This window comes from Microbacterium sp. (assembly GCF_049661145.1).
In the GTDB taxonomy this organism is placed as follows: Bacteria; Actinomycetota; Actinomycetes; order Actinomycetales; family Microbacteriaceae; genus Microbacterium.
This window is the reverse complement of sequence record NZ_JBASZT010000168.1, coordinates 1-11113: the sequence shown is the minus strand read 5'-3', so window position 1 is coordinate 11113 and position 11113 is coordinate 1. Positions and strand designations below refer to the sequence as shown.

The window sequence follows — 11113 nt, the reverse complement described above, 5'->3', positions numbered from 1 at the left end:
GGGCGCGGGCCGCCTCATGCGCTCCGTGGGCGGATCCCTCTTCGCGACCCAGCTGGGGCAGGTCGTCGGCCGGCTCTCGCTCGAGGTGGTCAGCGGCGGCGAGCAGCGGCAACGCGCCCTCGATCGTCGCGGCCGGCTGCGCCATGCCGCCGAAGCGCTCGAGGGCTTCGAGCAGCACGCGCAGTTTCAGCTTGCGCTGGTGGTCGAGCGCGATGTGGCCGAAGTCGGCGCCGCCGGGGCGGACGCTCGGATCGACGGTGACGTCGGCGGCCGCCCAGACGTGCGGGCGGCGGTGGGGCGAGGCATCGAGCACCTCGACGACATCACCGCGCCAGAAGGACGCCTTCGCCGTGTCGGTGAGGCGCACGCGCACGCGCTCGCCCGGGATCGCATCGGAGATGAAGACGACCCGACCCTCGTGGCGGGCGACGAACACGCCGCCGTGGGCGACCCCGGTCACGTCGAGGTCGAGGAGGTCGCCGGGTTGCACCCCTCGACTCTCCCACACCGCGGGTTCCGGCGGACAAACCCGGCGACGTGCCGCGTTCTGTCGGAACCGCCTCCCTCAAACGACAAATCACGGCAAGTCGATTACCGTCCTCCGAGATCACCACCCCCGGTGGCGGGGCGGGTGCGACACAGCGAGTGCGCGCGACCCGGCCGTACGCTGGTCGGCATGCGCGTGTGCCTGGCCTCGACCTCTCCCGCCCGCCTCATGCTGATGCGGCAGGCCGGGATCGAGCCGCTGCTGCACGCCCCCGCCGTCGACGAGGACGCCGTGATCGCCGCGATCGAGGCCGCCGAGAGCCGCACGCTCCCGCCGGAGGAACACGTCCTGCTGCTCGCGCGTCGCAAGGCGGCGGATGTCGCGGCATCCCTCGCGGCGGATGACCCCTCCTTCGACGGCATCGTCATCGGCGGCGACTCGATGTTCGAGATCGATGGGCGAGTGCTCGGCAAGCCGCACCTCCCCGAGGTCGCGACCTCTCGGTGGGAGCGGATGCGCGGGAGCACCGGCATCCTTCACTCCGGACACAGCGTCATCCGCATCGCGCCCGACGCACCGCCGCGGGAAGAGGCGGCGGTGGCGTCGGCCTCCGTCACCTTCGCCTCCGACATCACGGATGCCGAGATCGCGGCATACGTCGCCTCGGGCGAGCCGCTGCACGTGGCGGGCGCCTTCACGGTCGACAGCCTCGGCGGCGCCTTCATCGAACGCGTCGAGGGCGACCCCTCGACCGTCGTCGGGATGTCGCTGTCGACCGTGCGACGCCTGTGCGGGCGCCTCGGCATCCGCTGGACGGATCTGTGGAACCGCGCCGGAACCTCGCCGACGTGAGCGCCCGCTCCTGGTAGGTTTCCGCCCACGATTTCTCGGTGATCTTGTGCGAGGGATCCAAAGCGGGAGGGTTTGCGCTGGGTAGGCTGGCATCCATGCCCTCCCTGGACACGGCGCCCGCGCGTTCGCAGATCACCAAAGTGCTCGTCGCGAACCGCGGAGAGATCGCCGTGCGCGTCATTCGCGCGGCACGCGACGGCGGCAAGCGTTCGGTCGCCGTCTACGCCGAGCAGGACCGCGACGCGATGCACGTGAAGCTCGCCGACGAGGCGTACTCTCTCGAGGGCTCGACGAGCGCAGACACGTACCTGTCGATCGAGAAGATCCTGTCGGTCGCGCGCCGTTCCGGTGCGGACGCCGTGCATCCCGGCTACGGTTTCCTCGCCGAGAACGCCGAGTTCGCGCGCGCCGTGATCGCCGCCGGACTGGTCTGGATCGGCCCGTCGCCCGAGGCGATCGAGGCGCTCGGCGACAAGGTCACCGCCCGGCACGTCGCCGAAAAGGTCGGCGCCCCGCTCGCGCCCGGCACCCCCGGTCCGGTCAGCGGAGCCGACGAGGTCGTCGCGTTCGCGCGTGAGTACGGGCTGCCGATCGCGATCAAGGCGGCCTTCGGCGGCGGCGGCCGCGGCCTCAAGGTCGCCCGCGAGCTCGACGAGGTCGCCGAGTCGTTCGAGTCGGCGACCCGCGAGGCGATCGCGGCGTTCGGTCGCGGCGAGTGCTTCGTGGAGAAATACCTCGACAAACCGCGTCACGTCGAAACGCAGTGCCTGGCGGATGCCGCGGGCACCGTCATCGTGGTCTCCACACGCGACTGCTCGTTGCAGCGGCGCCACCAGAAGCTCGTCGAAGAGGCGCCAGCGCCGTTTCTCACCGAGGAGCAGAACCGCATCCTCTACGACGCCTCGAAAGCGATCCTGCGCGAGGTCGGCTACGTCGGCGCCGGCACGTGCGAGTTCCTCATCGGCGCCGACGGGACGATCTCGTTCCTCGAGGTGAACACCCGCCTGCAGGTGGAGCACCCGGTATCCGAGGAGGTCACCGGGATCGACCTGGTCCGCGAGCAGTTCCGCATCGCCGAGGGAGGGCTGCTGCAGGATGCCGACCCGGTGCCGGTCGGGCACTCGATCGAGTTCCGGATCAACGGCGAGGACCCCGGCCGAGGGTTTCTCCCCCAGCCCGGACGGATCCACCAGTTCAAGACGTTCGGTGGTCCCGGCATCCGCCTGGACTCGGGGGTGACGGCCGGAGACAGCGTCTCGGGCGCGTTCGACTCGCTGCTCGGCAAGCTCATCGTCACCGGCCGCGACCGTGAAGAGGCGCTGGAGCGCGCGCGACGGGCCCTCGACGAGTTCCAGGTCGCCGGGCTCCCGACGGTGCTGCCGTTCCATCGCAAGGTCGTGCGCGACCCCGCCTTCACCGCCGAGGACGGACGGTTCGGGGTGTTCACGCGCTGGATCGAGACCGAGTTCGAGAACGACATCCCGCCGTGGGACGGCGAGTACGAGTCGCCCGCCGAGGCCGAGCCGCGTCACACCGTCGTCGTGGAGGTGTCGGGCAAGCGGCTCGAAGTGAGCCTGCCCGACCGCATCGCCGTCGCGCCCGCCCGGATCGGTCGGCCCGTCGCGGTGCCGCCGTCGCGGCGCACCCACGCACCGAGCGTATCGCCGGGAGCCGCCGGCGATGCCGTGAAGGCGCCGATGCAGGCGACGATCGTCAAGGTCGCGGTGGACGAGGGTCAGCAGGTCGTCAAGGGCGACCTCGTCGTCGTGCTCGAGGCGATGAAGATGGAGCAGCCGATCCAGGCGCACAAGGACGGCGTCATCGGCGCGATCGACGCTCACCCCGGCACGACGGTGTCGGCCGGGCATCAGCTGCTGACGATCTCCTAACGCGAAAGTCTCGCGACATGAGCCGGACTTTCTCGCCCCACGGCGCGGCAGCGCCCCTGAAAAGCTGACGCGGTCCGCCGCGGCATCCGTGCACGTCGGGCGCGCGCCCGCGCGCGGCGCCTACCAGCGAGCGACAAGAGGCGTCACGGCACGTCGGGCTCTCGGGCATGCGAGCACACCGGGCGTTCCGGCTTCCGGTGGGGGGACCGTCCCGGCCACCGCCCCCGAGGGGTGGCCGGGACGGGGTCAGGAGGCGAGCGTGTCGTCGAGCCAGTCGAACACGCGCTGCGTCGTGAGGACCTGGGCGAGCGGCTGGCAGTGCTCGTCGGCGCCCTCGGCCGCGGTGAACCGCACGACCGTGGAGACCCCCGGCGCGAGTGCGGCGAGCTGTTCGGACTGTCCGGGCCAGAACTGCTCCGCCTCGGGCGAGAGGATCAGCAGCGGCGTCGTGATCTGTCCAGCGACATCGGCGACGGTGTACCGACGCACCGCCTCGATCGTCTCGGCATAACCGTTCGTACCGTATGGCCGGGCACGGAAGCGCCAGGTGTGCGCCGTGGTCGGCGAGAACCGCATCCCGAGTGCCACCTCGCGGTCGAACTTCTCGTTCTCGCCGGCGTCCAGCAGTCGCAGCATGCTCGCGGGCACCTGGCTGGTCCACGACGTGGACACGTCCACGAGGCCGGGATTGGCGACCGCTGCGGCGTACCGGTGTTCGAAGGCGAGTGCGCGCTCGGTCCAATAGCTGCCCTGGCTGATGCCGATCACGACGATGCGCGCGGCATCCACCCCCTCCCGCGCGGCGACGGTCTCGAAGACGGGCGTCAGCACGTTCTCCCAGTCGGGCCGGAACGGCACGTTGCGTTCGAACAGCTGCGACTGCTGGCCGGGTCCGTCGAAGACGAGCACGTCGTAACCGCGCTCCAGTCCCGCCGACACGCACGACGCCCATAGGGACGCACGCGAGCCGTCGCTGCCGTTGACGACGACGAGCACCGCGCCGCTCGGCGACGGGGCCCGGAAATACCATCCCGGCATCCGACCCTCGTCGTACGGGATCTCGATCTCGTCGACGTCGACCGCGGTGTGCGCGACGAAGCCCCGCCAGGCCTCCTCCTGCCTCGCGAAGTTCGGCGCGAGCAGGTCCGAATCGGCGAGCGCGCTGACGGCGTTGACGGCGACGGCGTAGTAGGCACTGGCACGGAGGTAGGCGGCTGCGGCGCTGACCCGGTGGCCACCGGCGGCCGAGGTCGTCGCGATCGCGAGCGTGCGGTCGGCGAGCTCCCGCCACGCCGCGTACCAGCCCTCGTGGTCGGCTTTGCGGACGTGGGAGACGGCGGCGAGGACCTCGCCGATGTCACCCGCACCGCCGGCGGCGTTGCCGATCGCGCAACGGATCTCGTAGTCGAAGTCAGGATCGGCGGAGAACGGGTGGACAGCGAACTCGGAGCGGCTCATGACGGCAGCTCCTGCATCACGCTCGTCACGATCGGACCCGCGACCGCGGGCGACGTGAACAGCACCGACTCGGTGTGGACCCACGCCCCGATCTCGCTGAAGACGTCGATCGTCGTGCCGCCCTGGCCGGACGCGTAGGCCGTCAGGTCGCTGCCGAACGCGTCGGTCTGCTCGCCGGCGCGTGCAGCTGCGGACTCACCCGCCTGGATCACGTCCGCCTCGAACTGACCGGCCGCAAGCGCCACCTGCTGGCCGGAATCGTTCGACCAGGCGCATGCCGTACCGCCGGCCGCGATGATCTGTGCCACCGCGGAGCCGTCGGTGGCAGCGGGCGGTGTCTGCGCCGTGAAGGAGCCGCCGAACGTGCTGTTCAGAAGGGACACCGGCACCAGTTCGTCGCACGTGAACGTCGCCGCGGTCGGTTCCGGTTGGGGCTGCGGCGTCTCGGATGAGGGAGCGGGAGCGGGAGCGGTCTGCGTCTTGGTGTTGGGCGTCGGCGTCGGCGTCGGCGTGTGCGTCGGTGTCGGCGTCGATGCACAGCCGGCGAGGGCGAAGGGCACCGTCAGGACCGCGACGAAGGCCATCGCCGCGACGCGGGGGCGGATGTGGGAGCGAGACGTCATCATGATCTGAGTTCTCTTCGTGACGGCCGGGCCGGTAGCTCCGGCGCCAACGACGCTACGCGGCGGTGGCGCGGGGGCGACTGTCCGTTCTGCACAGGTTCGAGCGCGCCGGGCCGAGCGCCGTGGGGCAAGAGAGCCTGCCTCAGGTGGCGAGACCTTCAGGTCAGCTCTTCAGGGGCGCTGCCGCGCCGTGGGCTAAGGAAATCTGGGTCATGTCACGAGACTCCCGCATCAGCTTCTCAAGGGCGCTGCCGCGCCGTCGGGCGACGAAGTCTGGGGCAGGTCAGGCTTTCAGGTCAGCGTGGCGTCACGGACCAGGCGCGTGAGCTGATGACGGGATTCGACGCCGGTCTTGGCGTAGATGTTGCCGAGGTGGAAGGCGACGGTGCTACGGGTCACGTAGAGCTCCTCCGCCACCTGCCGGTAGCTGAAACCTGCGAGCACGAGCGCGGCGACCTCGCGTTCGCGATCGCTGAGGGTCGCCAGCGGGTCGGCGGGCATGCCGTTCGCGTCGCTCGTTGCCACTCGCGCGAGGTAGGCGGTGGCGCCGAGTCGGGCGTAGATCTCGCGGGCCTGCCGCGCGGCGCCCTCGCTGGTCTCGACCTGTCCCACCCGTGCCGCGATCCGCGCCAGATCGGCGTAGAGGTGCGCCCGGTACAGCGGCAGCTCGGAGCTCTGGATCGCCACGGCATCCGTCAGCGACCGGAGTGCGTCATCGTCGTTGCCCGCGCGCTCGCTCGCGAGCCCCGTCACCCACGGCCGGGTCCAGTACCTCCAGTCCGGCACGACCATTTCGGTGTCGCTGGCCGACAGATGCGGCGCGATGCCGTCGAGCTCACCCGCCCAGACGCGCGCGAGCATCACGTGCAGGTGCCAGAAGGCGCCATCGCCGTTGTCGGCGTCGGTCACGTCATCCCCGAAACGCGCGCGCAGTCGTGCGAGGTATCCCCTGCGCGCCGCTTCGTCGTCACCGGCGTGCAGACGGACGATCTCCGCCTGCGTGAGCACCGACACCGCGATGTGCCACGGCAGGTCGAGCAGCAGCGACGCCGTCTGCGCGAGCAGGTCGTCCGCCCGCGCGAACTCCCCGTGCACGGTCGGGACGAGCGGGAGAACCGCCTGCGCCAATGGGCTCATCCGGTCGACGGCGAGACTCGCCGATACCTGCAGCTCGATGCCCGCCCGCTCGAACTCGCCGCCCTGCCACAGCGCGAAGGCGTACAGCGCGTGGCTCACGCCGACCGTCTCGTCGATGCGGCCGCCGCGCACGCGCGAGACCACCTCCGCGAGGTCACGACGGCCCTCGGCCGAGAGTCCCCGCAGGGCATAGACGGAACCGCGCCAGCCGAGCCGGCCGGTGTCCTTCATGGGCGTCAGTCGCGGGTCGCCCGGCACGGAATCGAAGTCACTCCGGAGGCGGGCGAAGTCGAAGTCGCGCGACGCGATCTGGCCGGCGGTGCGCTGGTAGAGCCCGCCCAGTACGGGATCGGTGTGGGCCTCGGGCGGAATCGACGCGATCACGGCCCGGATGTCGTCGATGGGGTATCCCGACGTCAGCATCGTCCACGCCTTGATCACCAGCAGGCCCATGCGGGTCTGGTGGTCGGCGCCTTCGAGCAGGGGGACAGGGAGCGCCTCGATCACTCGGCGCGCATCGGCGATGCGGTTCTCCACGACGAGCAGCCACGCCATGACGAGGGTGCGCAGCGCCGGCTCGCCCGACCAGCCGATCTGGCTCAGATGGGCGCGCACCGACGCCGTGTCCCGCGTGTGCACGCGCGCGATCTGCGCCCGCAGCCAACGCCGCTCGCGCTCGGCGGCATCGGGCGACAACTGCGAAGCCCACTGCAGCAACTGCGCCTCGCGATGATGGTCTCGCTCGGCGGAGGCACCCGTCGCGGCATGCTCGAGGCGCGCGGCGAGCGCCTCGTCCCGCGTCCCCGCGGCAGCCACCTCGTGCTCCAACCGCTGCATCGGCGAGCCGAGCAGCTTCGCGGCCAGCAAGTGCCGCCGCCGACGCTCGTCCGCCGGAGTGGAATCGTAGATCGCGGCACGGACGAGCGCGTGCACGATCCGCACATCAGCGAGCCCGACCTGCGCGCGAGCGATCAGCAGCCCGCTGTCGAGCAGAAGTCCCACGGCGGATGCCGCGTCGTCGACCTCTGCGACGGCCGCCGCGTCGAGGCGGTCGACCCACGACGAGCCGATCACGGCGACGGCGCGCAGGAGCGTCGCCGCATCGGGGTCCATCACCCTCAGGCGCGCGTTCAGTTCGCGAGCGAACTCGACCGGTGCGGGCAGCACGGATCGCGCGGCGAGCTCCTCCGGGGAGTACTCCGCAAGCAGGGAACGCAGGTACATCGGGTTGCGCCCGGTGTGGCGCCACAGACGCTCGACCAACTCTTCCGGCACGCGCTCGTCGCGCACCTCGCCCGCCAGAGCGATCGCCTCGTCGAGTTCGATGCCGTCGAGTTCGACGATCGAGACGGCCGGTTCGGCCAGGAACCGGTGCCATGAGGAGGGGTCGTCGGGTCCCGGGGGACGGGTGGCCATGACCACGAGGAGACGGTCGTGCGAGAGACCCTCGACGACGAGGCGCAGGGCCGCGAGCGACTCGGCATCCGCCCACTGCGCATCGTCGACGGCGATCACGACGGGCCCGTCACCGCTCTCGTCATCGATCAGCCGCCGCAACGCCTGGGCGGCGACGGCGCGGCTCTGCGGCTGGCCGTCATCGGTGACCGTGCGTCGCACGCCGAGCTCTTCCAGCACACCGAACGGAGGCCGATAGGTCGCTTCGACACCCGCTGCCCGGAGCACTGTGGCATCGGCGGCCTCGGCGACGACCTCGCGCAGATGGGTCGTCTTGCCGGTGCCGGCCGCCCCGACGAGGCACACGACGCGGGGAACGCCGCGCCGCGCGTCGTCCAGTGCGGCCTCGAAGAGGGCGCGTCGATCGGGTCGAAGCCTGCCGGGGATCGGCCGGTCCGCAATACGGCGGGGCATCGCGGCTACTCAGCTCTCAGAAGCGCTGCCGCGCCGCGGGGCGAGAAGGTCTGGCTCATGTCGCGGGGCCTTCGAGTTAGCCGAAGAAGTCGTCGTCGCGGTTCACCTGATGCATCGCACGGGTCGCATCGGTGATCGAGCCCGTCAGCGACGGGAACACGGCGAACACGCGAGAGACCTGGTCGACGGTCAGCCGCCGCTCGACGGCGATCGCGATCGGGTAGATGAGCTCCGACGCGCGCGGCGCGACGATGACGCCCCCGATGACGGTGCCACTGCCCTCCCGGGCGATGATCTTGACGAAGCCGTCCCTGATCCCCATCATCTTCGCGCGCGCGTTCGCCACGAGCGGCAGCTTGTGCACGTAGCCGTTGATGGCCCCGGTCTCGACGTCGCGCTCCTGGCGGCCGACCGTCGCGATCTCGGGCGCCGTGAAGATGTTCGCCGTGATGCGGCGCCGCTCCAGCGGGATGACGGTGTCACCGAGAGCGTGGAAGATCGCCGTGCGCCCCTGCATCGAGGCGACGGATGCCAGGGGCACGAAGGTCGTGCAGTCCCCCGCCGCATAGATGTTCGGCACCGAGGTGCGTGCCACGCGGTTGACCCTGATGTGGCCGGACTCGGTGCGCTGCACGCCCACCTCGGCGAGCCCGATGCCCGCGGTGTTCGGGATGGAGCCGACCGCCATGAGGCAGTGACTGCCCTCGATCGTGCGCCCGTCGGCGAGCGAGACGACGACGCCGTCGCCGACGCGTTCGACGCGCTCGGCCCGGGACTTCGACAGCACCGTCATCCCGCCGCGGCGGAAGACCTTCTCGAGGACGGCCGCGGCGTCCCGGTCCTCACCGGGGAGAACGTGATCACGGCTGGAGATGAGCGTCACCTTCGCGCCCAGATTCATGTATGCCGACGCGAACTCGGCACCGGTCACGCCAGAGCCGACGACGATGAGGTGCTCGGGCAGCGCCTTCATGTCGTACAGCTGTGTCCAGGTCAGGATGCGCTCGCCGTCGGGCATCGCGGACGGCAGTTCCCGCGGCGACGCGCCGACCGCGACGACGAGGGTGTCGGCCTCGACGCGGTCGAAGTCCGTCCCGCCGGGGCCGGTGGCCACGACGAGGGAGTGGTGGTCGTCGAGGCGACCATGCCCCGAGATGAGGCGCACCCCGGCATCCACCAGCTGCGCGCGCATGTCGTCGGACTGGTGCCGGGCCAGCGACAGCAGTCGCTTGTTGACGGCGGCGAGATTGATCGCGATCTCGGGTTTGAGCGGACGCCCCGACTCCCCGTGCGCGAACAGTTGGACCCCGAGGTCGGATGCCTCGGCGATCGCGACCGCGGCATCCGCCGTCGCGATGAGGCTCTTCGACGGCACGACGTCGGTGATGACGGCCGCTCCCCCGACGCCGGCGCGCTCGACGAGGGTGACGTCGGCGCCGAGCTGCGCCGCGGCGAGGGCGGCTTCGTAGCCGCCGGGCCCCCCGCCGAGGACCGCGACCGACTGTGAGTTCACGAAGCTCGACGACATTGTTCCATTCTCCCCCGGCGCAGGGCGCTGATCGAATCGGCGCTGTCCGAATCAGCGTCGGGTTCCTAGAGTGGGAGCCATGCCCGACACGCATCGCAACCCGCTCGACGACCCCGCTGCCGACTCGTTCGAGATCGCCGCCCGGGCCGCGGCCGACATCGCGCGACTGACCGGGGTCCCGAGCCACGACATCGCCCTCACGCTCGGCTCCGGCTGGGGCAAGGCCGCCGACCTGATCGGCGAGACGACGGCGACGATCCCCGCGACCGAGGTCACCGGCTTCAGCGCACCGGCGCTCGCCGGTCACGTCGGGTCGCTGCGCAGCATCCTCACGCCCACCGGCAAGCGCGTACTGGTGATCGGTGCCCGCACCCACTACTACGAGGGGCATGGCGTGCGCCGCGTGGTCCACAGCGTCCGCTCCGCCGCGGCGACGGGGGCGACCACGATGGTGCTCACGAACGGCGCCGGCGGCATCAAGCCGACCTGGACGCCGGGGACGCCCGTTCTCATCAGCGACCACATCAATCTCACCGGCGACTCCCCTCTGGAGGGCGCGACGTTCATCGACCTCACCGACCTGTACTCGGCCCGTCTGCGCGGCATCGCCCGCAGCATCGAACCGAGCCTCGATGAAGGCGTCTACTGCCAGTTCCGCGGGCCGCAGTACGAGACCCCCGCCGAGGTGCAGATGGCGAGGATCATCGGCGGGCACATCGTCGGCATGTCGACGGCACTCGAGGCGATCGCGGCTCGCCAGGCCGGCATGGAGATCCTCGGGTTCTCGCTCATCACGAACCTGGCCGCCGGCATCCAGACGACTCCGCTCAGCCACCAGGAGGTCATCGAGGCGGGCCAGGCGGCGGAGCCGGTGATCTCGGCGCTGCTGGCCCGCGTGATCGGGCGGTTGTGAGCGTGCGCGGCGCCGCGCGGGCGTGGCTCGCGCAGGACCCCGATCCGGTGACGCGCGAGGAACTGTCGATGCTCATCATGCGCTCCGAGGCGGGCGATGCCGAGGCGCACGCCGACATCGCCGAGCGCTTCAGCACCCGACTGCAGTTCGGCACGGCCGGCCTGCGGGGACGCCTGGGCGCCGGCAGCAACCGCATGAACCGCGTGGTCGTGTCGCAGGCTGCCGCGGGTCTTGCCGCCTACCTGCGCGAGAAGGCCTCCCCGGGCGTGACTCCTGCCGTCGTGATCGGCTACGACGGGCGCCGCAACTCCGACGTGTTCGCCCGCGACTCGGCCGAGTTGTTTGCGGGTGCGGGGC

The 11113-nt window shown here is 71.1% G+C and carries 8 protein-coding genes and 1 pseudogene; 4 read left to right on the top strand and 5 right to left on the bottom strand.

Translation table 11 applies throughout. From position 1 onward, the window contains the following. A partial coding sequence (locus WBP48_RS07630) for a TRAM domain-containing protein (RefSeq protein WP_424438455.1) occupies nt 1-490 on the bottom strand: 490 nt, incomplete at its 3' end. A 186-nt stretch (nt 491-676) separates the two neighbouring features. Between WBP48_RS07630 and WBP48_RS07625 the strand changes: the two genes are divergently transcribed. Next, the gene (locus tag WBP48_RS07625; protein WP_424438452.1) at nt 677-1339 is read left to right on the top strand and encodes a Maf family protein; all 663 of its coding nucleotides are present in this window, start codon (nt 677-679) and stop codon (nt 1337-1339) included. Between the two features lie 95 nt (nt 1340-1434). After that, complete coding sequence (locus WBP48_RS07620; RefSeq protein WP_424438449.1) at nt 1435-3228, top strand: acetyl/propionyl/methylcrotonyl-CoA carboxylase subunit alpha; 1794 nt, start codon at nt 1435-1437, stop codon at nt 3226-3228. Nucleotides 3229-3474: 246 nt separating this feature from the next. Here the strand turns inward: WBP48_RS07620 and WBP48_RS07615 are convergent, their stop codons facing one another. The 4 genes from WBP48_RS07615 to WBP48_RS07600 all read right to left on the bottom strand — a co-directional run bounded on the left by WBP48_RS07615 (nt 3475) and on the right by WBP48_RS07600 (nt 9843). Beyond that, nucleotides 3475-4686: an alpha/beta hydrolase family protein gene (locus WBP48_RS07615; RefSeq protein ID WP_424438446.1), complete on the bottom strand. Its 1212-nt coding sequence runs from the start codon at nt 4684-4686 to the stop codon at nt 3475-3477. Next, nucleotides 4683-5312, bottom strand: coding sequence for a hypothetical protein (locus WBP48_RS07610; protein ID WP_424438443.1), 630 nt, complete (start codon nt 5310-5312; stop codon nt 4683-4685). The genes WBP48_RS07615 and WBP48_RS07610 overlap by 4 nt, the downstream gene beginning before the upstream one ends. A 288-nt stretch (nt 5313-5600) precedes the next feature. Continuing rightward, nucleotides 5601-8315 carry an AAA family ATPase gene (locus WBP48_RS07605; RefSeq protein ID WP_424438441.1) on the bottom strand — a complete coding sequence of 905 codons (2715 nt, stop codon included), beginning with the start codon at nt 8313-8315 and terminating at the stop codon, nt 5601-5603. A 76-nt stretch (nt 8316-8391) separates the two neighbouring features. Next, nucleotides 8392-9843 carry an NAD(P)H-quinone dehydrogenase gene (locus tag WBP48_RS07600; protein WP_424438438.1) on the bottom strand — a complete coding sequence of 484 codons (1452 nt, stop codon included), beginning with the start codon at nt 9841-9843 and terminating at the stop codon, nt 8392-8394. A gap of 79 nt (nt 9844-9922) precedes the next feature. Here WBP48_RS07600 and WBP48_RS07595 point away from each other — a divergent pair, with 79 nt between their 5' ends. Both WBP48_RS07595 and WBP48_RS07590 read left to right on the top strand, forming a co-directional pair. Beyond that, nucleotides 9923-10756, top strand: coding sequence for a purine-nucleoside phosphorylase (locus tag WBP48_RS07595; RefSeq protein WP_424438435.1), 834 nt, complete (start codon nt 9923-9925; stop codon nt 10754-10756). Beyond that, a pseudogene (locus WBP48_RS07590) lies at nt 10753-11113 on the top strand (phospho-sugar mutase); the annotation flags it as partial. The gene WBP48_RS07595 and the pseudogene WBP48_RS07590, both read left to right, overlap by 4 nt.